The 21155-nt window shown below is 63.8% G+C and carries 33 protein-coding genes; 18 read left to right on the forward strand and 15 right to left on the reverse strand.

Annotated elements, in window-relative coordinates; all coding sequences use genetic code 11:
• A complete protein-coding gene (locus tag AC01FP_RS06765; protein ID WP_474479073.1) occupies positions 1 to 2151 on the forward strand; it encodes a transglycosylase domain-containing protein in 2151 nt (716 codons plus the stop codon).
• Here the strand turns inward: AC01FP_RS06765 and AC01FP_RS06770 are convergent.
• Complete coding sequence (locus tag AC01FP_RS06770) at positions 2148 to 3533, reverse strand: 16S rRNA (cytosine(967)-C(5))-methyltransferase (RefSeq protein WP_474479075.1); 1386 nt, start codon at positions 3531 to 3533, stop codon at positions 2148 to 2150. The two genes, AC01FP_RS06765 and AC01FP_RS06770, sit on opposite strands and share 4 nt — an antisense overlap.
• A 56-nt stretch (positions 3534 to 3589) precedes the next feature.
• On the reverse strand, positions 3590 to 3934 hold the full coding sequence (locus AC01FP_RS06775) for an MGMT family protein (RefSeq protein WP_474479076.1): 345 nt from the start codon (positions 3932 to 3934) through the stop codon (positions 3590 to 3592).
• A 106-nt stretch (positions 3935 to 4040) separates the two neighbouring features.
• Here AC01FP_RS06775 and AC01FP_RS06780 point away from each other — a divergent pair, with 106 nt between their 5' ends.
• From AC01FP_RS06780 to AC01FP_RS06800, 5 genes are all read left to right on the forward strand, one after another.
• The gene (locus AC01FP_RS06780) at positions 4041 to 4313 is read left to right on the forward strand and encodes a hypothetical protein (protein ID WP_474479077.1); all 273 of its coding nucleotides are present in this window, start codon (positions 4041 to 4043) and stop codon (positions 4311 to 4313) included.
• Positions 4310 to 4534, forward strand: a complete 225-nt coding sequence (locus AC01FP_RS06785; RefSeq protein WP_474479078.1) for a nucleotidyl transferase AbiEii/AbiGii toxin family protein — start codon at positions 4310 to 4312, stop codon at positions 4532 to 4534. The genes AC01FP_RS06780 and AC01FP_RS06785 overlap by 4 nt, the downstream gene beginning before the upstream one ends.
• 207 nt (positions 4535 to 4741) lie before the next feature.
• Entirely contained in the window at positions 4742 to 5437 is a 696-nt protein-coding gene (gene trmH, locus AC01FP_RS06790) for a tRNA (guanosine(18)-2'-O)-methyltransferase TrmH (RefSeq protein ID WP_474479079.1), read from the forward strand.
• A gap of 143 nt (positions 5438 to 5580) precedes the next feature.
• Positions 5581 to 5919: an AAA family ATPase gene (locus AC01FP_RS06795; protein WP_474479080.1), complete on the forward strand. Its 339-nt coding sequence runs from the start codon at positions 5581 to 5583 to the stop codon at positions 5917 to 5919.
• On the forward strand, positions 5886 to 6641 hold the full coding sequence (locus tag AC01FP_RS06800; protein WP_474479082.1) for an ATP-binding protein: 756 nt from the start codon (positions 5886 to 5888) through the stop codon (positions 6639 to 6641). Before AC01FP_RS06795 ends, AC01FP_RS06800 begins: the two co-directional genes overlap by 34 nt.
• Here the strand turns inward: AC01FP_RS06800 and AC01FP_RS06805 are convergent.
• The 3 genes from AC01FP_RS06805 to AC01FP_RS06815 are packed head-to-tail and all read right to left on the reverse strand — an operon-like array spanning position 6638 to position 8245.
• Complete coding sequence (locus AC01FP_RS06805; protein WP_474479083.1) at positions 6638 to 7492, reverse strand: ABC transporter permease; 855 nt, start codon at positions 7490 to 7492, stop codon at positions 6638 to 6640. The two genes, AC01FP_RS06800 and AC01FP_RS06805, sit on opposite strands and share 4 nt — an antisense overlap.
• A 17-nt stretch (positions 7493 to 7509) precedes the next feature.
• Complete coding sequence (locus AC01FP_RS06810) at positions 7510 to 7965, reverse strand: TA system VapC family ribonuclease toxin (protein ID WP_474479084.1); 456 nt, start codon at positions 7963 to 7965, stop codon at positions 7510 to 7512.
• Complete coding sequence (locus AC01FP_RS06815; protein ID WP_474479085.1) at positions 7946 to 8245, reverse strand: hypothetical protein; 300 nt, start codon at positions 8243 to 8245, stop codon at positions 7946 to 7948. The genes AC01FP_RS06810 and AC01FP_RS06815 overlap by 20 nt, the downstream gene beginning before the upstream one ends.
• A 144-nt stretch (positions 8246 to 8389) precedes the next feature.
• Here AC01FP_RS06815 and AC01FP_RS06820 point away from each other — a divergent pair, with 144 nt between their 5' ends.
• The 7 genes from AC01FP_RS06820 (at position 8390) to AC01FP_RS06850 (ending at position 10952) form a co-directional block, all read left to right on the forward strand.
• Complete coding sequence (locus AC01FP_RS06820) at positions 8390 to 8644, forward strand: AbrB/MazE/SpoVT family DNA-binding domain-containing protein (protein WP_474479086.1); 255 nt, start codon at positions 8390 to 8392, stop codon at positions 8642 to 8644.
• A 128-nt stretch (positions 8645 to 8772) separates the two neighbouring features.
• Positions 8773 to 9021: a ribbon-helix-helix domain-containing protein gene (locus AC01FP_RS06825; RefSeq protein WP_474479087.1), complete on the forward strand. Its 249-nt coding sequence runs from the start codon at positions 8773 to 8775 to the stop codon at positions 9019 to 9021.
• Complete coding sequence (locus tag AC01FP_RS06830) at positions 9021 to 9473, forward strand: TA system VapC family ribonuclease toxin (RefSeq protein ID WP_474479088.1); 453 nt, start codon at positions 9021 to 9023, stop codon at positions 9471 to 9473. The genes AC01FP_RS06825 and AC01FP_RS06830 overlap by 1 nt, the downstream gene beginning before the upstream one ends.
• A 92-nt stretch (positions 9474 to 9565) precedes the next feature.
• Complete coding sequence (locus AC01FP_RS06835; protein WP_474479089.1) at positions 9566 to 9745, forward strand: hypothetical protein; 180 nt, start codon at positions 9566 to 9568, stop codon at positions 9743 to 9745.
• A gap of 8 nt (positions 9746 to 9753) precedes the next feature.
• On the forward strand, positions 9754 to 10011 hold the full coding sequence (locus AC01FP_RS06840) for an AAA family ATPase (protein ID WP_474479092.1): 258 nt from the start codon (positions 9754 to 9756) through the stop codon (positions 10009 to 10011).
• The gene (locus AC01FP_RS06845; protein ID WP_474479093.1) at positions 9960 to 10244 is read left to right on the forward strand and encodes a hypothetical protein; all 285 of its coding nucleotides are present in this window, start codon (positions 9960 to 9962) and stop codon (positions 10242 to 10244) included. Before AC01FP_RS06840 ends, AC01FP_RS06845 begins: the two co-directional genes overlap by 52 nt.
• A 9-nt stretch (positions 10245 to 10253) precedes the next feature.
• Complete coding sequence (locus AC01FP_RS06850; RefSeq protein ID WP_474479094.1) at positions 10254 to 10952, forward strand: response regulator transcription factor; 699 nt, start codon at positions 10254 to 10256, stop codon at positions 10950 to 10952.
• Here AC01FP_RS06850 and AC01FP_RS06855 read toward each other — a convergent pair.
• The 3 genes from AC01FP_RS06855 to AC01FP_RS06865 are packed head-to-tail and all read right to left on the reverse strand — an operon-like array spanning position 10921 to position 13308.
• A complete protein-coding gene (locus tag AC01FP_RS06855; RefSeq protein WP_474479096.1) occupies positions 10921 to 11532 on the reverse strand; it encodes an ATPase in 612 nt (203 codons plus the stop codon). The genes AC01FP_RS06850 and AC01FP_RS06855 overlap by 32 nt on opposite strands.
• The gene (locus AC01FP_RS06860; protein WP_474479098.1) at positions 11529 to 11945 is read right to left on the reverse strand and encodes a TA system antitoxin ParD family protein; all 417 of its coding nucleotides are present in this window, start codon (positions 11943 to 11945) and stop codon (positions 11529 to 11531) included. Before AC01FP_RS06860 ends, AC01FP_RS06855 begins: the two co-directional genes overlap by 4 nt.
• 43 nt (positions 11946 to 11988) lie before the next feature.
• Positions 11989 to 13308, reverse strand: a complete 1320-nt coding sequence (locus tag AC01FP_RS06865; protein WP_474479099.1) for a sensor histidine kinase — start codon at positions 13306 to 13308, stop codon at positions 11989 to 11991.
• Between the two features lie 106 nt (positions 13309 to 13414).
• Here AC01FP_RS06865 and AC01FP_RS06870 point away from each other — a divergent pair, with 106 nt between their 5' ends.
• Entirely contained in the window at positions 13415 to 13852 is a 438-nt protein-coding gene (locus AC01FP_RS06870; protein WP_474479100.1) for a type IV pilin protein, read from the forward strand.
• A 513-nt stretch (positions 13853 to 14365) separates the two neighbouring features.
• Here AC01FP_RS06870 and AC01FP_RS06875 read toward each other — a convergent pair.
• Both AC01FP_RS06875 and AC01FP_RS06880 read right to left on the reverse strand, forming a co-directional pair.
• A complete protein-coding gene (locus tag AC01FP_RS06875; protein WP_474479101.1) occupies positions 14366 to 14518 on the reverse strand; it encodes a hypothetical protein in 153 nt (50 codons plus the stop codon).
• Complete coding sequence (locus AC01FP_RS06880) at positions 14515 to 15399, reverse strand: N-acetylmuramoyl-L-alanine amidase (RefSeq protein WP_474479103.1); 885 nt, start codon at positions 15397 to 15399, stop codon at positions 14515 to 14517. The genes AC01FP_RS06875 and AC01FP_RS06880 overlap by 4 nt, the downstream gene beginning before the upstream one ends.
• A gap of 141 nt (positions 15400 to 15540) precedes the next feature.
• Here AC01FP_RS06880 and AC01FP_RS06885 point away from each other — a divergent pair, with 141 nt between their 5' ends.
• Positions 15541 to 15798 (forward strand): type II toxin-antitoxin system Phd/YefM family antitoxin, encoded by a 258-nt coding sequence (locus AC01FP_RS06885; RefSeq protein WP_474479104.1) that lies wholly within the window; start codon positions 15541 to 15543, stop codon positions 15796 to 15798.
• Positions 15789 to 16043 (forward strand): Txe/YoeB family addiction module toxin, encoded by a 255-nt coding sequence (locus AC01FP_RS06890; protein ID WP_474479105.1) that lies wholly within the window; start codon positions 15789 to 15791, stop codon positions 16041 to 16043. The genes AC01FP_RS06885 and AC01FP_RS06890 overlap by 10 nt, the downstream gene beginning before the upstream one ends.
• Before the next feature lie 209 nt (positions 16044 to 16252).
• Here the strand turns inward: AC01FP_RS06890 and AC01FP_RS06895 are convergent, their stop codons facing one another.
• The 5 genes from AC01FP_RS06895 to lepA form a co-directional block, all read right to left on the reverse strand.
• Positions 16253 to 16795 carry a PulJ/GspJ family protein gene (locus tag AC01FP_RS06895; RefSeq protein WP_474479106.1) on the reverse strand — a complete coding sequence of 181 codons (543 nt, stop codon included), beginning with the start codon at positions 16793 to 16795 and terminating at the stop codon, positions 16253 to 16255.
• Complete coding sequence (locus AC01FP_RS06900) at positions 16792 to 17346, reverse strand: GspH/FimT family pseudopilin (protein WP_474479108.1); 555 nt, start codon at positions 17344 to 17346, stop codon at positions 16792 to 16794. Before AC01FP_RS06900 ends, AC01FP_RS06895 begins: the two co-directional genes overlap by 4 nt.
• Positions 17333 to 17749 carry a hypothetical protein gene (locus tag AC01FP_RS06905; protein WP_474479109.1) on the reverse strand — a complete coding sequence of 139 codons (417 nt, stop codon included), beginning with the start codon at positions 17747 to 17749 and terminating at the stop codon, positions 17333 to 17335. Before AC01FP_RS06905 ends, AC01FP_RS06900 begins: the two co-directional genes overlap by 14 nt.
• Positions 17746 to 18249, reverse strand: a complete 504-nt coding sequence (locus tag AC01FP_RS06910) for a hypothetical protein (protein ID WP_474479110.1) — start codon at positions 18247 to 18249, stop codon at positions 17746 to 17748. The genes AC01FP_RS06905 and AC01FP_RS06910 overlap by 4 nt, the downstream gene beginning before the upstream one ends.
• Before the next feature lie 76 nt (positions 18250 to 18325).
• Entirely contained in the window at positions 18326 to 20134 is a 1809-nt protein-coding gene (gene lepA, locus AC01FP_RS06915; RefSeq protein ID WP_474479111.1) for a translation elongation factor 4, read from the reverse strand.
• 193 nt (positions 20135 to 20327) lie between these two features.
• Here lepA and AC01FP_RS06920 point away from each other — a divergent pair, with 193 nt between their 5' ends.
• Positions 20328 to 20588, forward strand: coding sequence for a NifU family protein (locus tag AC01FP_RS06920; protein ID WP_474479113.1), 261 nt, complete (start codon positions 20328 to 20330; stop codon positions 20586 to 20588).
• An 85-nt stretch (positions 20589 to 20673) separates the two neighbouring features.
• Positions 20674 to 21138 carry a hypothetical protein gene (locus tag AC01FP_RS06925; RefSeq protein ID WP_474479114.1) on the forward strand — a complete coding sequence of 155 codons (465 nt, stop codon included), beginning with the start codon at positions 20674 to 20676 and terminating at the stop codon, positions 21136 to 21138.
• Positions 21139 to 21155 lie beyond the last annotated feature (17 nt).

Here is a 21155-nt window from a genome sequence, read left to right on the forward strand (position 1 = left end):
GTGAACCGCTCCACCACCGGGAAAGTTCAGCGGCCTCGCCGCACCAATTTGGTTAGGGCAGGTCTACTGGCAGCACTGATTGGCGCTGGCGTAGCCGCTGGCCAGGCAGCCCTGGTGGCGGGCTTCGACAGCCTGCTGCCCGACGCCCGGGGCATCAACCACTTCAACCGCCCAGGCACCCTCACCATCCTCTCGGCCGATGGCCAGGTGGTGCACAAGATCGGGCCGGTAACTCGCGAGAAGCTGACGCCTGAAACGATGCCGCCCTTGGTGCAGCAGGCCTTTATCGCCGCGGAAGACCGGCGCTTCTATCAGCACGACGGCATTGACCCGGTGGGTATCGGCCGGGCCATGGTGCGCAACCTGCGCAAGGGCTCGGTGGAAGAGGGGGCCAGCACGATCACCCAGCAGCTGGCCCGCACCGTATTTCTGAGCCAGGACCGCACCCTGATTCGCAAGATCAAAGAGGCCGCCCTGGCCGGCAAACTCGAGCGCCAGCTCAGCAAACCCCAGATCCTCACCGAATACCTCAACGTCGTCTATCTCGGTTCGAGCGCCTACGGCGTGGCCGACGCGGCCTGGGTGTATTTCAGCAAAACCCCCGACCAGCTAACCCTCGCGGAAGCCGCCCTGATCGCAGGGCTGCCACCCGCCCCCTCGGTTTATTCACCCCTGGTGAATCCCGACCTGGCCCTGGAGCGGCGCTCTGTGGTGCTGCGCCGCATGGAGGAGGCGGGCTTCATCAGCGTCAGCGAGCAGCAGCAGGCTGAGGCCGCACCGCTGCAGCTCAAACCAGCCGAGCCCAAATATTTAGACAGCCGCGCCCCCTACTTCGGCAGCTGGGTGCAGCAGGAACTGCCCAAAGTGCTCAGCCCCGAGCAGCTCGAAGTGGGTGGTTTGACGGTGCGCAGCAGCGTCAATTTGGCCTGGCAGGAAAAAGCCCAGTCGGCGGTAAACATCTATGCCAGCGGCAGCATGCAGGGCGCCCTAGTGGCGATGGAGCCTGGCACCGGCCTAGTGCGGGCGATGGTGGGCGGCACCGACTTCGAAGACAGCCAGTTCAATCGGTCGGCCCAGGCCCTGCGCTCGCCCGGCTCCACCTTCAAGTTGTTTGTATATCTCACGGCCCTGCAGCAGGGAATGCTGCCGGAGCGGCTGTTCCGCGATGCAGCCCGCTGCTTCGGCGGCTACTGCCCCAAGAATTTCGGCAACCGTTACCTCGGTTCGGTGTCGATGGTGGTGGCGCTGCAGAACTCGCTGAACACGGTAGCGGTGGGGCTGCTTAAGGAGCTGGGTTTCGACAAGGTGATCGCAACAGCCAAGAGCCTCGGCATCACCCGGGAGCTGGGGCGCTTCTACCCCCTGGCCCTTGGCGCCACCGAGCAAACCGTGCTGGACATGACCGCCGCCTACGCCGCCATCAACAACGGCGGCATCTACGTGAAACCAACGCCATTTGAGGAAATCCTCGGCCCCGATGGCGAGCTGCTGTGGAGCCGCAGGGTGGATGGCGATCAAGGGCGCCGGGCGGTGAACAGCGACATCGCGGCCCTGATGCTGTGGATGCTGGAGCGGGCGGTGCGCTCAGGCACGGGCGGGGCCGCGGGCCTGCCGGATCGTCCGGTGGCGGGCAAGACGGGCACCTCAGAGGGGGGCCGCGACCTGTGGTTTATCGGCTCGATTCCCCAGCTCACCACCGGGGTGTGGCTGGGCTACGACGACAGCCGCACCACCAAGGACACCAGCGTGGTGGCCACCTACGCCTGGCGGGCCTTTATGGCGCCGATCAGCAAGGACCTGCCAGTGCGCCAGTTTCCGCCCAAGCCGGAACTAGTGGACACCTACAAGCAGGCTAAAAAGCAAGTAAAACGCCGCATTGAACCGACGGCCAGCCCCGAAAGCTGGCGCGAGCAAGCTCCCGAGCCCCAAGACCTTGATCCCACCCCCAGCGTCTACGAGTGGCCCGAGGAACGGGCCGCACCGGCCGCCCCTGCCACACCCCAACCTCAAACACCAAGCGCGCCAGCTCCCACTGTGAGACCCGCAGCAGCCCAGAGCCCCGCAGCAGCCCCAAGCCAGGCGCCCCCCACACCACCGCCGCCCTTGGAAGCCCCGCCACCGCCGCTGGTGGCGCCACCACCACCCCCCTAACCCTGCAGCAGGGCGGCAAAAAAGCCATCGCCGCCGCTTGCTACGGGCCAGCGCTGCCAGCTCTGCCGCAGCTGCCAGCTGGTGTGATCGGCAAGGAAGCCAGCGAGCAGCTGGCCGTTTTCAGCCGGATGCACCGTGCAGGTGGCATACACAAGCTGGCCGCCCGGCTTGAGCAGGGGCAGCAGGGACTCCAGCAGGGCCCGCTGCAGGGGCACCAACTCGGCGATCGTTTCAGGGCTGATCCGCCAGCGGGCATCGGCGTGGCGGGCCAGGGTGCCGAGGCCCGAACAGGGGGCATCCAGCAGGATGCGATCAAACCAGCCGAGCCACTCGGGCTTCTCAGCCACCAGGGCGGTGGCATCGGCAGCCAGGGTGTGGATGCACTGCAGGCCAAGGCGGGCGGCATTGACGCCCACCCGGCGCAGGCGCCCTTCAGAGCGATCCACGGCCCACACCTCACCCGAATCTGCGAGCAGCTCAGCGAGATGGGTGCTCTTGCCACCAGGGGCAGCGCAGGCATCGAGGATCCGCTCGCCGGGCTGGGGATCGAGCAGCAGACCCACCGCTTGGGCAGTGCGATCTTGCACGCACCAGTGGCCCTCGGCGTAGCCGGGCAGGGCGCGCAACTCACCGGATCTGCCCAGCAGTGTGAGGCCCCCGGGCAGATCCGGCAGGGGGGCCGCCTCGATCCCGGCGGCAGCGAAGGCCGCCAGGGCAGCAGCAGGCGTGGTGCGCAGCAAGTTGAGGCGCAGGTCGAGGGCGGGGGGCTGGTTGCAGGCCAGGCCGAAGGCCTCGGGTTCAGGCCACTGCAAGGCCAGCTCCGCGAGCCAGGCGGGCAGGGAATGGCGCAGGCCATAGCTGGCGGCGGGGTCGCTGGGCAGGGGGCCCAGACCATCCCAGGGCTCAGGCCCGGCCTCCGAGCGCCGGCGCCCGCAGGCCCGCAGCAGGCCATTGGCCACCGGCGCCAGCCGGCCGAGTCCGCCCCGTTTTGCCAGCTCCACGGTGGTGCTCACCGCCGCAGAAGCCGGCACCCGGCTGCTGAACAGCAGCTGGTAGAGCCCCAGGTGCAGCAGCCAGCGCAACTTGGGCGGCTGGCGGGCGGCGGGCACCTTGCCGAGGGCATCGAGCCAGGCATCGAGCAGGCGCCGCTGGCGGATGGCGCCGTAGGCAAGTTCGGTGGCTAGGGCCCGGTCGGCGCCCTCAAGGGGATGGCGCTGCAGCTCCCGCTCGAGCGCCAGATCGGCGTAGGCGCCTGCGCCCACCGCCAGCAACACCTGCCAGGCAAGCTGGCGCGGCGCCAGGCCAATCGCGGGGGTTTCGGTTGGGGTTTCGGCGGGGGGGGCGGATGCCAGGGAGTGGGGCGGCGGCGGGCCAGGCTCCACAACTAGCGCAGGGGTGCGGGAGAGGTGGATGCTTTTTGCTGGTTAGCTAAGGAGGACTAATTCGCAAACTCATCAACCCCAGCCCGCCAACGGTGCTGGGCCAGGGGCAACTGGCCCGCTGCATCCACGGGGATGCCTTCAGCGAGCAGCAGCTCACGCTGGATCCAGTCACTGCCTTCGCGGCTGGGGTTGAAACTGACCTGCCCTTTGGCATTAACAACCCGCTGCCACGGGATCTCCGACGGCAGGGGCAACCGCCGCAGGGCCCAGCCCACCTGGCGCGCCGCACCCCAGACCCCAACCAGCTCAGCGATCTGGCCGTAGGTGGCCAGCTGTCCGCAGGGGATCTGGGCCACGACGGCGTAAACCCGCTGATCAAACGTGGGGGCGGGAGCTTGCATCGAGCGCCGGGCGGGAGGAAGCAAAGCGGGCTTCCTGGACCAGACTTTCTAAACTAGAAAAACATCTAGGTGCACCATGGTGCTAAGCGAGGAGCAGTGCCAGTCTTTGAAACTCCTGGCGAGCCGTTATGTGTGGTGGCAGCCAGCGGAACAGAGCCTGACCCAGCCTCACCGCCTGCTAGCCCAAGTGATGAATATCGGCGACTGGCACGATGTTGAGATGATGCGCGGCAGCGTTGGAGATGAAACCCTGAGGGTGGTACTGCAAACAGCTCAGCCAGGGGAATTCAATAAACGGTCTTGGAATTTCTGGCACCTCTGCTTAAACCTTCCCAGCGGCAGCGATCTACCGCCGCTGCCCCAGCGGCGACTGCCATGACAAATAAGGAGCAAAATGAAGCGCTTCAATCCCATCTTGAGATCTTGCCGAAGGAGCAGAGAGCACTCTGGAAGGAATTAAAGCCCCTACAAGGCATGGGATTTGTGTTGTACGGGGGCACGGCGATTGCCCTGCGGCTAGGCCACCGAGTGTCAATCGACTTTGACTTCTTCAGCCATGTCTTCAACAAGGAGTTCTGCTGCAAGATGGAATTGCATTAGTGGCATCAAACGAGGATCTTCTTGCAAGCAAGCTGAAGGTAATTCTGCAACGTGCAGAGGCACTCAAGGCACTGGTGTTTTTTGAGGATGGTGATTTGGGGTCTTTGCCATTGAGCACCCGACAGCAGTTGCAAACTGCCGTGAGTCAATTGGGACCTCTGCCACCGCCACCGCCCGTGATTCCGCACCTCAACTGAGCCCGACGCCATGCCCCTGCTGCCCCGCCGCTTTGAGCGGCTCAAGGCCGTGCTCGATCGCCGCATGGGTGATCTCACCGTGGTGCTCGAGCACGTGGACAAGCCCCACAACCTCTCGGCAATCCTGCGCAGCTGCGATGCGGTGGGGGTGCTGGAGGCCCATGTGGTGAGCCTGGCGGGCCGCACGCCCACCTTCAACTGCACCTCTAAGGGCAGTGAAAAGTGGGTGCCGCTGCATCGCCACAGCGACGGCGACAGCGTGGCCCTGCTGGGCCAACTCAAGGCCCAGGGCTTTCGGCTCTATGGCACCCACCTGTCGGTGGAAGCGGTGGACTACCGCCAGTGCGACTTCACCGGCCCAAGCGCCCTGGTGCTGGGGGCCGAGAAGTGGGGTTTAAGCGCTGAAGCGGCGGCATTGGTAGATCAGCCGATCGTGATTCCGATGCACGGCATGGTGCAGTCGCTGAATGTGAGCGTGGCCTGCGCCACCTTGCTGTTTGAGGCGCTGCGTCAACGGCAGGCCGCCGGCCTGCTGCCACGCCACGGCGAAGGGGTGCCGGCGGAGCGCTACGGCAACTTGCTGTTTGAGTGGGCCTATCCGGAGGTGGCGGCCTGGTGCCAGCGCGAGGGCCGCCCCTATCCGAGCCTTGATGCCGAGGGGGCCATCAGCGAAACCCTGCCCCGCACGATCAAGCTGCGCTACTGATGCTCGGCTACTGATATTTGCGGGCACTGGGCAGCCCCAGGGCCAGGGCAACGGCAGCGAGCAGGTGAATCGCCCTAGATACCGTGCAAAATGGCTAGCTAAACTCCATTTTGGCTGCGGATATGGCGGCGGTGCAGCGATTTTTGCAGCCACCTCCTGGCAGATTCTTCCTGTTTGGCCCCCGCGGCACCGGCAAGTCGACCTGGCTGGCACAGGTGTTTCCCCAAGCCCTGCGGCTGGATCTGCTGGCACCGGATGTGCTGAGGACCTACCAGGCCCGGCCAGAGCGGCTTTCGGAATTCGTTGCTGCCGCTGGCAAATCCGCTCACACGGTGGTGATCGACGAAATCCAGAAAGCCCCCCAGTTGCTCGACGTGGTGCATGCCCTGGTGGAGCAGCGACGTGATCTGCGTGTGGGCGGCTGGTGGCAGTGCACATGGGGCCGTTCATGGCTGCTGAGCTCGGCCAGGATTTTGATCTAATGCGGGCCCAGGCCAACGGACTGGTGCCTCTCGTGTGGCAGGCAGTGGATCCCCAGGCCACCCTGGCGGCCTATGCCTCGCTCTATCTGCAGGAAGAGGTGCAGGCAGAAGCCCTGGTGCGTCAGATCGGCGATTTCGCAAGGTTTCTGGAGGTGATCAGCTTTTCGCAGGGCTCAGTACTAAACCTGGCAAACCTGGCCCGGGAAACCGAGATACCCCGCAAAAGGGCTGAAAGCTATCTGGGAATTCTCGAGGATCTATTGATCAGCTTTCGGCTGCCGGTGTTTCAACGGCGGGCCCAGCGGCAGCTGGTGCAGCACCAGAAGTTTTTCTGCTTCGATGCCGGAGTTTTTCGCTCCCTGCGGCCCCGCGGCCCGCTTGATGCGCCGGAAGAGATTGGCGGCATCGCTTTGGAATCCCTGGTGGCCCAGCACCTGCGGGCGCTCTGTCAGCTGCGGCCAGGAGGGGCCCAACTCAGCTTCTGGCGCACCCGATCTGGATTGGAGGTGGATTTCGTTGTGTATGGCCCAGACCTGTTTATGGCCATCGAGGTGAAACACAGCAGTCGCATCGACCGGAGCGACCTCAAGGCGCTGCGGGCCTTCGGCGAGGACTATCCGGAGGCAGAGCGCTTGCTGCTCTCCTTTTGCCCAGAGCCGCTGCTGATCGATGGCATCCGCTGTGAACCGCTGGAAGCCTGGTTGAGACAACTGCGCCCTTAGCGCTGGGCATTGCCGCCGCTGAGCCAGCTCTCGAGGCCTTCGCCTAAAAACGACAGCCCCAGCACCAGCACAAACATGGCCAGGCCTGGGTAGAGGGCGGTCCACCAGATGCCGGTGGGCACGGCGGTGAGGGCCTGCTGCAGGTCGCCGCCCCACTCGGGGATGGTTTCGGGCAGGCCCAGGCCCAGAAAACCAAGGCCACCGAGCACCAGCACGGCATCGGCGGCGTTGAGGGTGAGCAGCACCGGCACCGAGGTGATCACGTTGCGCAGCAAGTAGCGGCGCAGGATCCAGATCGGGCCGGCGCCTAGCGACTGGGCCGCCTCCACAAACAACTCAGCCTTCACCTGGGCGGTTTGGTTGCGCACCACCCGGAAGTACTGGGGGATATAGACGACACAAAGGGCGGCGGCGGCATTGGGCAGGCCGCGGCCCAGCAGGAAGGCCAGCACCACCGAAAGCAGCAGCACCGGCAGGGTGTAGAGGGTGTCCATCAGCAGCACCAGCACCCGATCCACCCAGCCGCCCAAGTAGCCGCTCACCATGCCCAGGGGCACACCGATCAACAGGGCGATCACCAGGGCCAGCAGCACCACCTGCAGGGCGACGCCACTGCCGGCGAGGGTGCGCACGCACACGTCGCGCCCCAACCGATCGGTGCCGCACCAGTGGCTCAGCGAGGGCTGGGCATAGATCGGATTTTGCAGGCCGGCGTTGGGATCGCTCAGCCAGCCGGCATGCACCAGCAGCGGCGTGAGCAGGGCCACCAGGGCGTAGGCCACCACGATCACCAAACCCCAGCGGGCCATGCGGACCGAGAGGCTGGGGGCGCGGCGCAACGACAAGAGCATGGCGCGACCTTACGCAGCTAGGCGGCGGGCTGCAACAACCACAGGGCCAACCCCTGGGGCTGAAAGCTGCGGAAATCCCGATCGAAGCTGATCAAGCGCCAGCCGCCCGCAATGGCCACGGCAGCCAGATAGGCATCCATCCAGAGCTTGGGGGCCACCTGATCGACAGCCGCCAACCTGGCCCAGTGGGCCATCACCCCGGGCGGCTCCTCCACAAAGGCCACCTGCCGAAGCGCTAACCACTGCTCCAGTGCTGCCATGGCATCGGCATTGGTAGCTCTTTCCACACCGCACGAACGGAACATGGCAGCCGTGCTGGCTAGGCGCAGAAAACTCTGCTGCGTGGCCCGACACCACAGCCAAGGGTCTGCGGGTGTGGCAGCCAAGAGCTCCTGGCGGGCACGCCGATAACAGGGATGGCCTTCAAAGGTGGCGGCCAACCACACGTTGGTGTCAACCAGGGAAGCCGGCACGCTGCTGGTCCTCCGTCGCCAGGGTGGTGTGCTCGAGCTCCAGAAGCTCCTGCAGCGAGGGAATTCGCGGCGCCACAGCGGGATCGCGGCGGAACACCGGCAGGCCATTGGCCCCCAGCTCCAGGGGACTGCCTGGCCGGATTGCTGGCTTGGCACCCACCTGGCTCAAGCCCTGGCGAATGAACTCGGCAACCAGGTCCTTAAAGGGACGACCTTCATGCAGGGCACGCTGCCTGGCCTGACGCACCAGCGTGTCCGGCAGATCGATGGTGGTTTTCACGTTGGACCACCTAAGTAGCCATCAAAGCCAGTTTACTGGCATGCCAGCAACCATGCCCAGTTGGCCATGCCAGCCGAAAGGCTTCCTTACCGAAAGGAGACCTCCGCTTTAGGGTGGGATACCAAGGCAATTGGTGAGAGGGCGATGGAGGTCGCAACCCTGACGGCCAAGGGGCAAGTGACCGTACCCAAGGCGGTGCGAGAAGCCTTGGGGCTACGGCAGGGGGATCAACTCAGCTGGGAGATGGAGGATGGCTCGGTCCGCGTGCGGGCCATTGCTCCGCTCGACCTGGCGTACCTACGAAGCCTCGATGCCAGCCTGCAGGAGTGGAGCAGCCCAGCGGATGAGGAAGCCTTCGCCTGGTGCGCTTCAAGGTGTTCACGCTGGATGAACGTCTGATCCTGAAGACCCTGGGACACCTGGCCCCACCCGATCGCGATGGGGTCGCAGCCCAGCTGCACCAACTGGTGGACTGAGAGCGAAGCTGACGATCGCGGCTAAGGTTGATGATTGATGCCTCATACCAGATGCGCACCACCCTGCGGCTGGATGACGACGTGCTCTCAGCAGCGCGGGTATTGGCTCGCGAACGGCGCCAACCCATCGGCAACGTGATCAGCGAATTGCTGCGCCGGGCCCTAACCACCCCAGGGCCGGCGAATCCAGCAGGCCCGCCGGCGGAGCAGCGCAATGGGTTTCCGTTGCTGCCCCTGCAACCCAGCGGAGGCCCCGTGGATCTTGAGCTCGTCAACAGCCTGCGGGACGACGGGGAGTGATGCCGGTCGCCCTGCTCGATGCCAACGTGCTGATCGCCTTAATCGACCCAAGGCATGTGCACCACGAGAGCTGCCACCGCTGGTTTTCGAGCCGAGAAGGGGCCGATTGGGCCAGTTGTGCGATCACCCAAAACGCAGTGCTGCGCATCGTGGGGCATCCGCGCTACCCGAATTCCCCGGGATCGCCGGCGGTGGTGAGCCGGATCCTGCAAGAGCTGGTTGGCCATCCGCAGCACCGATACTGGGCAGACGCCCCGAGCCTGCTGGGCCTTGGCCATGTCAACCCCAGGGACCTAGTGAACTCGGGCCAGATCACGGACACCTATCTCCTGGCTTTGGCGGTGCACCAGGGAGGGGTGCTGGCCAGCCTCGACCAACGCCTCAGCACCGTTGCCGTGGCAGGCGGGCAGGGCGCTCTCGAACTGATTGCCACGGAAACCGCAGGCTCGTAGCCACCAATCCTGCCAATCGTTCGATCCCATCGCAGCATTGGCAGGATTTGGCGCCAGGATTGGCAGGCAACGGCCGTGCGCCAGCCAGCGCCATGTGGATTCCTCGCCAGATCGAAGCCCGGCTGCTGGAGCTAGCCCGCACCCGACCGGTGCTGGTGCTCACGGGCGCCCGCCAGACGGGCAAAACGGCCCTGGGCCGGCACCTGTTTCCGGAGCACCACTACGTGACGCTCGACCTGCCCAGCGAAGCCGCAGCGGCCGAACACGACTGATCGATGAGGTGCAGTACGCGCCGAGCCTGTTTCGCCATCTCAAAACGGTGGTCGACGCCGACCGGAAGGCCTGCGGGCAGCCGGTGCTGACGGGATCGCAGCCCTTTGCCCTGATGCAGAACGTGGGCGACAGCCTGGCGGGACGGGCGGCGGTGCTGAGCTTGGAGGGGCTGGGGCTTGCTGAAATCCAGGCGGCAGCACCGGGGGTGCAGAATTGTGGAGCCAGCCGGCCATCAACGCCGGCGACTTTCACCGCTCCTACGTGAGCACCTACCTGGAGCGCGATCTACGCAGCTTGCAACAGGTGGGCAACCTGCTGCAATTCGAGCGCTTCTTGAGAGCTTGTGCGCTGCGTTCGGGCCAACTGCTCAACCGGGCCGAGCTGCTGCGCTCTCCCCTGATCGGGGCCCTCTGGGAAACGCTGGTAGTAGGGGAGCTGCCCAGCGGCTGCGTGGAAGCCATGCCCCTGATCGAACTGGCCAGCAGCTGGGGCACCTAACCTCCACTAATGCCCAGCGCCCGCCTGCTGATCGTCGACGACGACCCGGAGCTGCGCCAGTTCCTGCGCACCGAGCTGGAGATCGAGGGCTACAGCTGCGCCGAGGCGGCCAGCGGCCAGCAGGCGCTGATGCAGCTGCGGGAAAGCCGCTGGGACCTGCTGCTACTGGATTGGACCCTGCCGGATTTCAGCGGTGTGGAGATCTGCCGGCGCTTGCGGGGCAGCGATGACCACACGCCGGTGCTGATGCTCACCGCCCGCGATGACGTGCGCGAACGGGTGGAGGCCCTCGATGCGGGCGCCGACGACTACCTCACCAAACCCTTTTCAATCGAGGAGCTGCTGGCCCGGGTGCGGGCACGGCTGCGCAGCGCCAGCAAAGCCAGCAGCGAGCCTGAAACCCTGCAGCTGGCGGATCTGCAACTTACTGCTGCCAGCAGGGAGGTGAGCCGCGGCGGCGAAAGCATCGCCCTCACCGGCCGGGAATTTGAGCTGCTGCACCTATTACTGCTCCAGCCCAACCAGGTGCATGGCCGCGAAGCGATCCTCAACGCGGTGTGGGGCGAGCACTGGGTCGGCGACGACAACGTGCTCGATGTGTATATCCGGGCGCTGCGCCGCAAGCTGGAGCGAGAAGGCCAGCCCACCCTGATTCAGACCGTCCGCGGCGTGGGCTTTATGCTGAAGGAAGTGCCCCCAAAGGCCTAAGCAACTCAAGGGCCCAAGGCGGGAGTGGATCTTGGTGGTGCTGCTCAACACCAGCAATGATCGTGGCGACAGGCAAGAACGGATGATCTGAAGAGGAATTATCAACAAGCCGCACTTGATCGCATAGGGGTAAAGACGCTTGTACGTTATTTAATACACGGGGGATACGGCTGATCACCTTTTCAGTCGGCACGCTATGACCACCCTCTGAGATTCTCTGGGCGATCCGTGCCTGGTTGAGGGAGGCGTTGTTGAGATGAATCAGCACCAAGATCACCTCATTACCCAGGGCCTTGGCGCGGGCAACGAAGTCGACTTTGGAGGGATGGGAATAGACCGTTTCAAAGCAGAAACTGAAACCCCTCAGCAGCAAGGATTCACGCTGCTGCTCAGCCAGCAGGGCAGCCTCAAGCCCATGGGCTTCCGGAGTATCTGGCGCGATGAGTTTGGCGAGGTTGTCGGCATTCACAAAGGGAAGACCCAGCGGCTCCAAAAACAACCGGTGAAAGGTGCTTTTGCCGGCGCCATTGCCGCCCACCAGCAACCAGAGCTGTTTGCCAGAAACCATGCGCTCGCTCAACCCGGCTCCGGCTCAGAGGGGATGAAGATGCCGTTGCGAAAGCTGCCGGTGCTGCGGCTGCCATCGGCCGCGATGCGCTCCAAGGCTCCGGGCTGGCTGGCGGAAGCCTGATAGCGGATGGCGGCATGACTGACCAAGTGGGGCAGCTCCCCGCTCTGCCTTGCCCTTTCAACGGCACTGAACACCGCATCTGGCGCCACGGGCTGCGCCACAACCGGCTCCACCTGCAGCCGCGCCAGCCCAGCTTGCACATCCAGCAGGCTGTCGGGGTCAACAAAACGACAAACCTGCCGGCCCAGTGCAGCCCAGTATTCGATCTGCTCGGCGGCGCTGCGATGGTGCCGGGCCCCGGCCTGGGTGGCGCTTTGCATCAGCTCCTCCTGGAGGCGCACCGGGGATGGGGATTTCGCCATGGCCCAACACGCCAGAGGAACAGAATTTGATCGTAGCAATCTGCTACGCGCTGGGCACCCCCAAGGCCCTAGCCAGGGGCAGATGCAGCTGGAAATCAGCGCCACCGCCGGGGGCATCAGCCACCTGCACCGAGCCGCCCATCGCCTCCATCAAAAGCCGCACCATGGCCAGGCCGATGCCACTGCCGCGGACGTTGGCAATGATGGCGGCGCTGCCGCGGGCGAAGCGGCCAAAAATTGCCTCGCGCTCGCCGGGTTCCACGCCGGGGCCCTGGTCGCGCACATGCAGCACCAGGGAATCACCCTGCAGATCGGCAGCGAGGCTGACCGGCAGCGGTGTGGGGCTGTAGTGGAGGGCGTTTTCAATCAGGGCGGCCAGGCACTGCTGCAGCCGCTCCGGATCGCCGATCGCCACGGGCAGCTCCGCAGCTGGAGTGTCTAGGCGCAAGCGCCAGCCACTGCTCTGGGCCAGCCGCTCGTAGGCCTGCACCAGGGCCTCGTCAGCCACGACCGGCAGACGCCGCAGCTGAAACCGGCCGGAATCCTGACGGGCCAGATCGAGCAAATCGCTCATCAGGCTGCCCATGCGCAGGGCCTCCTGCTGGATCAAGCGCAGGGAGGGCGCCGTGGCCTCCAGACCCGGCTGGCGCAGCAGGCGCTGGGCGTGGCCAGAGATCAGGGTGATCGGCGTGCGCAGCTCATGGGCAACGCCATCCACAAAAGAGCGCTGCCGCTCCCAAGAAACCGATAGGCGCTGCTGCAGGTCGTTGAAAGCAAGGGCGATGGGCTGCAGCTCTTCTGGCTGCTCGGCCACGGGGATCTGGTCGGAAACCCGCGGCGGCGCCTGGGTGGCGGAGAGCTGGCTGGTGAATTCCTGCAGGGGCTGCACCAGGCCGCGGTGCAGCACCAGGCGCAGCAGGGCACTGGTGAACAGGCTAGACACCCCGGCCGCGGCCACCAGCAGCCAGAAGTTGAACCACTCGCGGCGCACCGAGGCCGACACGTCCTGCTCCACCAGCAGGCCGGCGCGGCTGCCATCGGCCAGCTGCAGCGGCTGCCAGCTCAGCAGCCAGACCTGATCGCCGCTCTGCAGGGGCTGGGCAGCGGCGGCGGAAGCAGCGGCCGGCAACAGGCTGAGGCGCAGGTTGGTTAGCAGCGAGGCTTCCAGCAGGGGCAGCAGCTGTGCCCTAGTGGTGGCGCGGCGTTGCAGTTCAGTGCTGAGCTGCTCCACCGTCTGGCGGTGGGCAGCGGTGCGGTCGAAAGCGGCGATGCGCTGGTTCACCAGCAGCAGCAGGCTGTAGCCGGCCAGCACCGCCAGCAGGGAGGTGCTCTGCAACCAGAGACGCAGCGGCGAGATCCGCACTGGCGGGGGGATTCAGGGAATACTCAGATTCTGCTCAGCCCGCCTGTGTTGGCAGCGCTGCCAGCGGGGCCATAATGCTTATACATTTCACAGTCTGGTCCACTCCATGACCTCCCGTCTTCAGGGCAAGCTGCTGGCCCAGCGAGCACTCTTTCAACGCCTGCAGAGCAGCAAGAGGCTCAGCAAGCTGGGCCAGGCCGGCTTCACACTAATTGAGCTGCTTGTTGGGATTGCGATTGTTGGGATACTTAGTGCTATCGCCGTCCCCACTTTCCTCAATACACGCGACGCTGCTCAGCAGAAAGCTAATGAAGCCTCTGCCGTCGCCGCAGCCCGCTCCTGCGCAACTGCCTTACTAACTGGCACTACCGACTTGCCAGCAGCACCAACAGGTCCTGGAGGGGATCTACCAACAGCTGGCGGCTGTGTAGCAAATACACCGATCACCTATGGAGAAGATCTTAAGAGAGGGTCAGCAACCCCCCAAGCTGATGGCACAATAACCATACAAGCTCCTGAGGCTCCTGAGGCTGATGATGGGTGACATGTAGTGATCTAGTCACTTTGCTCCAATTACAAGTTGATCTAGGGCCTTAATCAAAAGCCACCCCATCGGGTGGCTTTTTTATGACAAGTATTAGTACTTTCCAGGCCATCTGAGGGCAGGCCCGCGGACCTGCAGGCCAACCCTGCCTAGCTGGCTCACTTCGGCAAGCCGCAGTGGTGGCTGAAACGTGCTTTCGGCTCAAGAGATCCGGCTTCGATCCTGCACTGGCATTGCAATTCATTGAGCGCAATATTGGGCAACTTCCCGTAGTGCTGCAGAACCAGATCAATGCCGTGAGCAGGTTATTTAAGCGCTCTGAGAATGTTCCAGTCTCACTTACCGATGCCTCATTAATACTGTTAACTGGGAACAGTTTGGCCAGTTCTCTCTAGTTGGGTTGCCTAAATTACGGGCAAACCAATCAGCTGCAGAACAAAACTCAAATTTGCTTCTGGCCAATTGCCACTGGCAACTGAGAGCTCAGCCGGCCACCGTCGGCCCAGGTCTGGTCTAATTCCAGCCGCAGCACCCCAGCAGCAACAGGTATGGCGAGCAGCCGCTCCAGCTGCGCAGCATGAATTCGGTGCGGCTGATGCCTTCCGCTGCAATGTCCTGGTCAATCATCTGACGCTGCTCGGTCGCTTGATCGGGGCAGGCTTTCAACCACCCCGCCGCTCCAGCAGGCGGAAGGGGTCGTAGGCCACGCTGATGCCAAGCTCCTCGGCAAATTCCAGCACCCGGCACCAGGCGCGGTTCTGGCGCACGATGCCCCGCAGGATCACCGGAGCGGTGCTGCGCTCGAGGGTCATCTCAAACAGGGGCCAGCCCACCGACGCCTGCACCGCATCGTCTTGAAAGCGAGGCACCACATCAAGGGCCCCCACCAGGATGCGGCGATGGCTGGCATCCCACTGGAAGGGCAATTCGTAGCGCTCCAGCAGGGCGGTGGCCAGGGCCCAGCTGCTGCCGTTGGCATCGATCTCGGTGGCCAGCGGCAAGCCGCGGGCCTCAATGCTGCTGGCACGGCGGAACTGCAGGGGCTCTGGCGCCGAGGCGGTCTCCCCACTCAGGAGCTGGCGCACCCGCTCGCGCAGCTGCTCGCCGCCGGTAGGCGGGCCGCCCTGCTCCAACTGCAGCAGATCCCAACGTTCACCGGTGCCGCCCCAGATCACCGGCCCGTAGTTGTCGTGCATCACGCGGCCGTCGCGGTTGGCGGCCGCCTCGGCGTGGGTCATCAGCCGCTGAACGCTGATCTGATCGGCACGCCAGCCCCAGCTGCGGGCTACGGCAGCGGCCTCCTGGCAGAGGGCTTCTAGCTGGGGTTTGGCGGGCGGGATGGTCCAAGGGTCTGGCCGGCCGCCCATGCAGGCACAGCTGAGGGCCACCGCATTGGTGTTGCTCCGCCAGGTGTGGGCGGGCAGGTCGGCGGCATAGCTGTGCAGACGATGCACCTGGCCATCACCGCCAATAATCGAGTGATAAAGGCCGCTGCGCACCCAGTTGTAGGGGGTGGCCGACCAGTGCAGATAGATGGTGGCAGACATCACCGGTAAAAAGCGGGATTCAGGCGACCTCCTTAATTTGGCAGCGCAGATGGCGCCCAGTGCCGCGTGCGTTCGATCACGGGCTGATCCCCACAAGAGCAGTACAGTAAAACGTACGCCTGCTAGCAGGGCTTCAAGCCGATGGACGCGATCTCCTACAGCACCGCCCGTGCCCATTTGGCGGGCACGATGAACAAGGTGTGTGAAAACCATGAACCAGTAGTGATCACACGCCGTGGCGAGCCCGCCGTGGTGATGCTCTCCCTAGCCGATTACAAGGCAATGGAGGAAACCACCTATCTCCTGCGCAGCCCTGCCAACGCCCAGCGCCTGCTCCGCTCTATCGCCTGCCTAAACAGCGGTGGCGGAGAAGAACACGATTTACTGCCGTGCGACTGATTTTCTCCCCAGAGGCCTGGGAGGACTACATGCACTGGCAGCAACACGATCGCAAGATCCTGCAGCGCATCAACCGACTGATCAACGAGATCCGCCGAGATCCCTTCGCGGGGATCGGCAAACCCGAGCCCCTTCGTCATGCCTTAGCTGGCTACTGGTCGCGGCGCATCGACGCTGAACATCGCATCGTCTACTCCATCAACGCGGGCGACCTGCTGATCGCCCAGCTCCGTCACCACTACTGACTGCTGAAGCGGATCAGCAGGTGACAAATGCGGCTTTGTAGTCGTCATCCATCTTGGCTCTGGGGCATCGCCAGGGGGGCTGGGTTAGTTGTCGCCAGCGTGGTCTGTCTGGTTTTGTACGGTCTGTACAGAATTAAGGAGGGCTTTCAGCACCCCACCCACCGCCTGGCCGGTTTTCAACCACCCCGCCGCTCCAGCCGGCAGCTTGCTTAATTTGCCCCAATTGCCACTGGCAAGCGGGAGCTCAGCCGGCCTCCGTCGGCCCAGGTCTGGTCTAATTCCAGCCGCAGCACCCCAGCAGCAACAGGTGTTGCCCGGAAGCCAGCGCTGGGCGCCAGCGCATCGAGCACCACTCGATTTTGAGCCGCTCCCCTACTGAGCTCGCCATACAGGCCATAGGCCGGTCCGCAGCGCATCAGCACCCGGCCCCGCCAGATCGGTTCCGCCGGCCTACCCAATGAATAGGTGATCGGTCCAGAAGCAGTATCGAGATGCAGCACCACGCTGCGGCCCGCCAGGTTGCAGGCCGGTGCCAGCACGGCAGGATCGGCCAGGCCCCGGGCCTGGAGCAGATCACCGCGCACCAGCTCCAAGGTGCGCTGGGCCACGGCGCGCTCCCGCAGCAGCCGGCCAAAGCGCTGGCTGATAACGCCCTCCGCCAGCAGCGCCTGCAGCAGCACCCCGCTGAGCCCGCAGCCGATCGTCAGGGCCAGCAGCAGCTCCACCAGCGAAAAGCCTTGCTCCCCTTTCACAGCGCCTCCTCGGCGCGGCAGGCGCTACTGCTGGGAGCATTGCCCTGCGGCCCCTCGTAGCGGCCCAAACGCACCACCCCTAGCGGCAGCGATACCACCAAACAACGACGCAACTCGGTGCCCGTTGCGCTGATCACCACGGTGCCGCCATCCAGCACCAAGCCGTTGCTAGTAAAACGCAGGGCGGCGGGCAAGTTTGAGCCGATAGCCACCCCCACTGCCTCGCCAGCCAGCACCGCCCCAGCGCCACTGCCCACGGCCTCGCCGCAGCCAGACAAGCTGCCGCCACTGGGCTGGCGCCAGCCGCTGGGGCCCAGCTCAAGCGCACAGGGCTGGCCCTGTCTCAGGGCTTGCTGGCGTGCCTGCTCCAAGCCCCATCCCAACCGCCGGCTGGTGGTTTCCACCCGCATCCGCGCCAGGCTGCTCTGGCCGCTATCGAAGGCCAAGCTGGCCAGCAACCCCAGCACACTCACCGCCACCAGCAGCTCAGCCAAGCTGAAGCCCAGCTCGGTTTGCTGGTGCTTAGGGGGCTGCCACTTAGAGAGTTGCATCGCTTGCCTCCGGTTCAGCAACAGCCGCCGCTTCGCACATTCCGTAGGCCGCTGGGCTGAGCCAGCGCTGCCGCTGCTCACCACCAGCCGCAGAAAGCTGCAACCGCACCAGGGCACCGGGCTCAGCGCTCACCTGGCGGGTAAAACCTGAAGGCGCCGGTTGGGCTTGCAGATGGGTAGCTAGCCAGCTGCTGGCAGCTGTGCAATCGGTGGCGATCAGCGTGCCAGCTAGGGTCGTCAGCTGGGCCTGGCTTGCCAGTAGCGCCGCCTCCAGTTCGGCCACTTGCTGCTGTTTTGCTTCTGCCTGACGCGTCCAGCTGGCACCACTCGACCACAGCTGCAAGGAGCAGCTTGACGAGGTCACGAACATCGCTGAGGCCACCAGCACTTCCACCAGATTCATGGCGCCACCCCCTGGCTGGCGCGGCCGCGCAAGCCCAACTCCCGCAATGCCAGCAGCTGCTGGGCACCAAAACCCTCGGGTGTCACGGCCCGGGCCAGCTCCAGGCCAAAGGCAGCCCGCAGAGCGCGAGGCTGCTCAGCGGAGGGCTGCAGCTCCAAGGTGGCGGCAGCCTGGCCCCGCTGCAGACCACCAGCAGGCGCACCGTTCCAGTGGGGTCCATCAAAAGCCACCAAGCGGTAGGCCACTGGGCCCACCAGTCCTGTCTGGCCCACCGCGGGGGTGGCCGTCCCAGCCAGCAGGTGCTGAGCTGCCGACATCAACTGATCTTCCGCCTGCCGCAAGCGCTGCCCGGCTTGCACCTTGCTGCGGGCCTGGAGCGCGGCTGCCTGCAGCGAAACGCTGCTGAGCAGCAGCAGCAGTGATGCGGTAGCGGAGAGGGGTAATAGGAAACCAGCTGCCTGGGGAGGGGGGCTGGCTTTGGGGCGGGGGAACCGGGCCACGGGTCACCTGGCGCGCAACGACCCGATCAGTGTTCCCACGGGATTTTTGAGCCGCATCACCCCGACCAGCAGGGCCCTACTGATTCAGCTTGAGCACGGCCATGAAGGCTTCTTGGGGCACGTCGACTTTGCCCATGGCCTTCATGCGCTTTTTGCCCTTGGCTTGCTTTTGAAGTAGCTTTTTCTTGCGGGAGATGTCACCGCCGTAGCACTTAGCAAGCACGTCTTTGCGCATGGCGCTGATGCTTTCGGAGGCAATGATGCGGCTGCCAATCGATGCCTGGATAGGAATCTTGAACTGCTGGCGGGGGATCAGCTCCTTGAGTTTCTCCACCAAACCTTTACCTACGTTGTAGGCCTTATCACGATGCACAATCGTCGTGAGTGGGTCGGCCTTCTCGGCATTGATCAATACATCGAGCCGCACCAACTCATTTTTGCGGTAGCCGATCAGGCTGTATTCCATTGAGGCGTAGCCTTTGGTGCGCGACTTCATCTGGTCAAAGAAGTCTGTTACCACTTCCGCCAGCGGCATCTCGTAGTGGAGGGTGACCCGATCGGTGGTGATGTATTTCATATCGATGAATTCACCGCGCCGCTCCTGACACAGCTCCATCAGGGCACCGTTGTAGATGTTGGGGGTGTAAATCTCGAGCTTTACGTAGGGCTCTTCTATGGATTCACGCTTTTGCGGGTCGGGCAGGGTGGCTGGATTGTCCACCATCATCACGGTGTTATCGAGCATGTTCACCTGATAGATCACCGATGGCGCCGTAACGATCAAATCAAGGTTGTATTCCCGCTCCAGCCGCTCCTGCACGATCTCCATGTGCAGCAGGCCAAGGAAGCCACAACGGAAACCAAAGCCCATGGCGCTGCTGGTTTCGGGCTCGTATTTGAGCGCCGCATCGGAGAGTTGCAGCTTGTCTAGGGCTTCGCGCAGATCGGGGTATTGGTCAGCGTCGGTGGGGAACAGGCCGCAGAACACCATGGGCTTGGCCTCGGTGTAACCGGGCAGGGGCTCGGCGGCGGGGTTGGCTGCCAGTGTGATGGTGTCGCCAACGCGGGCATCGGCCACTGCCTTGATCGAAGCGGCCATATAACCCACCTCGCCGGCATGGAGTGAATCCACCTGGCGCTGATCGGGCGCCATCACGCCCACCTCATCGAGTTCCACCACCTTGCCGCTGGCCATCAGCAGCACCTTGTCGCGCTTGCTGATCGAGCCGGAGATCACGCGGAAATAGACGATCACGCCCCGGTAAGCGTCGTAGTAGGAGTCGAATATCAGGGCCCGCAGCGGCTCGGCCACCTTGTCGGCGGGAGCCGGCACCCGATCCACCACGGCTTGCAGGATTGCAGGCACCCCAAGACCTGTTTTTGCCGAGCAATGGATTGCATTGGAGCAGTCGAGCCCGATGATTGCCTCAATTTCCTCTGCAATACGGTCGGCATCTGCACCGGGTAGGTCAATCTTGTTGAGAACAGGAATGATCTCGAGATTGTTCTCCAGAGCTAGGTAAACGTTGGCCAGGGTTTGAGCTTCCACGCCCTGGCTGGCATCCACCACCAGCAGGGCGCCTTCGCAGGCCTGCAAGGAGCGGCTTACTTCATAGGAGAAGTCGACGTGGCCGGGGGTATCAATCAGATTGAGGATGTAGGCCTCGCCATCGGCCGCGGTGTATTCCATGCGGGCGGGCTGGAGCTTAATGGTGATGCCGCGTTCGCGCTCTAGCTCCATGTTGTCGAGAAACTGCGCCTGCATGTCGCGAGCCGCAACGGTGCCGGTGTCTTGCAGCAGCCGATCGGCCAGGGTCGATTTGCCGTGGTCGATGTGGGCGATGATGCAGAAATTGCGGATCCGCTGAACGGGAACGTCTGTCATCGCGCCGGCGGAGGCTTCATGGGTGCTACGACCAGCCTAGAAGACGGGGCCCTCTAAGGAGCACAGCCAGGGGGATTGATCTCACTCTTTAGTGAGCAAGCGCAGAAGATCGAGGTAGTGGCCGATGCCAAAGCCCTCTCCAACAAGATTGCCCTCCGCCACCTAAGATTTTGTACAGCACGCGTATCAACCAATGAGCACCGAAGCCGCCACCCAGGATCCCCACGCCCTCACCCTAGAAAACGTGGAGCGCACCCTCGATGAGCTGCGCCCCTATCTGATGGCCGACGGCGGCAACGTGGAAGTGGTGGAAATCGACGGCCCGATCGTGAAGGTGCGCCTGCAGGGCGCCTGCGGCAGCTGCCCTAGCAGCACCATGACACTCAAGATGGGCATCGAGCGCAAGCTAAGGGAGGCGATTCCTGAGGTTTCAGAGGTGGTGCAGGTGCTTTGAGCAGGCCACAACGCCCCTCAAGATGCTCCTCTTTAGTAGCCCTTCGCCAAAAATAGACAAAAGCAAGGCAAAGAGTTAGGCGCCCATGCCAGCAAATATAACCAGCCAAAGAGAGAGAAGTCAGTCTAAAAATTTAGTTTCACCGTTTCTTGTAAAGTATGCCCGCAGTGGCAAGCCACCAAGCAGCGAAGGATCAACTGTAGCGCTTGCCTTAGTTGTAGCACTTGCAGTCATTGCAGGAACCTCAATAGTTGCACAGCGATCATTTGACGGCCTTGTGGGATCTGTATTTCAAGGTCGCGCAAAAGATGCTCGCTTAACGGCAGAGGCTGGGACCGCTTTTATTATTAGCGAATGGAACCGACCAGCTAACAGAAGGCTTTACACAGGCCTGCCGATGGCGAGTTGGTCAGCAGCAAAAAATCGCTGCACCGCTCCTTCACCGGATTTTGACATTGCAAGCGCAGCAGAGCTAACAGATGCGGCTACTAGTTTCGCAGATGGGAATGAAGTAACCCTACCGACACAGACGCCCCAAAGCCATGGATAAGCACAATCCGCTCTGGG

The organism is Cyanobium sp. NIVA-CYA 375 (assembly GCF_056108345.1).

Bases quoted from the DNA above. Each gene is read 5' to 3' on its own strand.
- AC01FP_RS06775 (WP_474479076.1), bottom strand. From the start codon at position 3,934: ATGCAAGCTCCCGCCCCCACGTTTGATCAGCGGGTTTACGCCGTCGTG.
- AC01FP_RS06785 (WP_474479078.1), top strand. From the start codon at position 4,310: ATGACAAATAAGGAGCAAAATGAAGCGCTTCAATCCCATCTTGAGATC.
- trmH (WP_474479079.1), top strand. From the start codon at position 4,742: ATGCCCCTGCTGCCCCGCCGCTTTGAGCGGCTCAAGGCCGTGCTCGAT.
- AC01FP_RS06800 (WP_474479082.1), top strand. From the start codon at position 5,886: ATGGCTGCTGAGCTCGGCCAGGATTTTGATCTAATGCGGGCCCAGGCC.
- AC01FP_RS06805 (WP_474479083.1), bottom strand. From the start codon at position 7,492: ATGCTCTTGTCGTTGCGCCGCGCCCCCAGCCTCTCGGTCCGCATGGCC.
- AC01FP_RS06820 (WP_474479086.1), top strand. From the start codon at position 8,390: ATGGAGGTCGCAACCCTGACGGCCAAGGGGCAAGTGACCGTACCCAAG.
- AC01FP_RS06825 (WP_474479087.1), top strand. From the start codon at position 8,773: ATGCGCACCACCCTGCGGCTGGATGACGACGTGCTCTCAGCAGCGCGG.
- AC01FP_RS06830 (WP_474479088.1), top strand. From the start codon at position 9,021: ATGCCGGTCGCCCTGCTCGATGCCAACGTGCTGATCGCCTTAATCGAC.
- AC01FP_RS06835 (WP_474479089.1), top strand. From the start codon at position 9,566: ATGTGGATTCCTCGCCAGATCGAAGCCCGGCTGCTGGAGCTAGCCCGC.
- AC01FP_RS06850 (WP_474479094.1), top strand. From the start codon at position 10,254: ATGCCCAGCGCCCGCCTGCTGATCGTCGACGACGACCCGGAGCTGCGC.
- AC01FP_RS06860 (WP_474479098.1), bottom strand. From the start codon at position 11,945: ATGGCGAAATCCCCATCCCCGGTGCGCCTCCAGGAGGAGCTGATGCAA.
- AC01FP_RS06870 (WP_474479100.1), top strand. From the start codon at position 13,415: ATGACCTCCCGTCTTCAGGGCAAGCTGCTGGCCCAGCGAGCACTCTTT.
- AC01FP_RS06880 (WP_474479103.1), bottom strand. From the start codon at position 15,399: ATGTCTGCCACCATCTATCTGCACTGGTCGGCCACCCCCTACAACTGG.
- AC01FP_RS06885 (WP_474479104.1), top strand. From the start codon at position 15,541: ATGGACGCGATCTCCTACAGCACCGCCCGTGCCCATTTGGCGGGCACG.
- AC01FP_RS06900 (WP_474479108.1), bottom strand. From the start codon at position 17,346: ATGCAACTCTCTAAGTGGCAGCCCCCTAAGCACCAGCAAACCGAGCTG.
- AC01FP_RS06905 (WP_474479109.1), bottom strand. From the start codon at position 17,749: ATGAATCTGGTGGAAGTGCTGGTGGCCTCAGCGATGTTCGTGACCTCG.
- lepA (WP_474479111.1), bottom strand. From the start codon at position 20,134: ATGACAGACGTTCCCGTTCAGCGGATCCGCAATTTCTGCATCATCGCC.
- AC01FP_RS06920 (WP_474479113.1), top strand. From the start codon at position 20,328: ATGAGCACCGAAGCCGCCACCCAGGATCCCCACGCCCTCACCCTAGAA.
- AC01FP_RS06925 (WP_474479114.1), top strand. From the start codon at position 20,674: ATGCCAGCAAATATAACCAGCCAAAGAGAGAGAAGTCAGTCTAAAAAT.